The sequence below is a fragment of the Saccharomonospora iraqiensis subsp. paurometabolica YIM 90007 genome (assembly GCF_000231035.2).
Classification (GTDB): Bacteria; Actinomycetota; Actinomycetes; order Mycobacteriales; family Pseudonocardiaceae; genus Saccharomonospora; species Saccharomonospora paurometabolica.
Window position 1 is genome coordinate 155,931 of the sequence record NZ_KI912259.1, and the last position, 974, is coordinate 156,904.

Here is a 974-nt window from a genome sequence, read left to right on the forward strand (position 1 = left end):
GCCGGGGTGGTGGGTTCGCCGAGTTGCCGCGCGGACGGCCGCGCGACGTGGACGTCGTCGGCCAGCCCGCAGCCGTCGCCGAACAGCGTCTGCAGCCCGGAGCGGGCCGCGGTCCAGCTCGCGCCCTGCGACAGCGGCGCCCACACGAAACTCACCAGCAGCAGCACCACCGACCCGGCCGACGCGGTCACCAGCACCGCGCGCTGGCCGTCGATCCGGGAGAGCTCGCCCTTGCGACGCCGCAGCCGTGCCCAGAGCAGCCCCACCGCGGCGACCGCGAGCCACGGCACCGGGTTGCGCAGGGTGACCGGGCCGAAGTGCGGCTGCGTCTCGTTGGTCCGGAGGTCGAGGTTGGTGTGATCGCCGAACAACTGCCCGAAATCGGTGTACGGGGCCCAGTTGTTGACGCCCGCGAACGCCAGCGACACGGCGGTGACCGTCACCAGGACCGCCACGGTCCGGATGACCGGACCGGCCCGCCGGGGCAGCGGGGACCGCACCAACGCACCCGTGATCAGCAGGATCGACATCGGGGCGATGGCGTGGAAGTGGTTCACCCACTTCGTCGGGCTCAGCGCGATCAGCCCGAGCGCGAGCGCGCACAGCACCGCGCTGTGCAGCACCAGGCGCTGCACCGGATCCGTGCCGCGGCCGCCCCGGCCGCTGCCGATCGCGACCAGCACCAGCAGCGCCAGCGTCAGCACCACCGGCAGGCGCCGTGCCCAGCCGGAGGTGTTCAGCAGGGTCTGGTAATGGACGATCTCGTCGTACCAGGGATACGAGTAGTAGTAGTCGTTGTTCGTGGCGATGCTGGTGAGGACCTCGCCGAGCGAGGCGTCGGCGAACCCGACCGGGACGACGACGGTCACCGCCGCGGCGGCGAGCGACACCGCCGCGACCCGCGCCGACCACGGCTGCCGACGGAACCACGGCCCCAGCCACGGCAACGCGAGCACCAGCGGGCCGCGGCCACG

The 974-nt window shown here is 73.0% G+C and carries 1 protein-coding gene; it reads right to left on the bottom strand.

Going from position 1 to position 974, the window contains the following annotated elements:
• On the bottom strand, window positions 1-974 hold a 974-nt coding region (locus tag SACPADRAFT_RS29205; protein WP_007027760.1), incomplete at both ends, for an arabinosyltransferase domain-containing protein.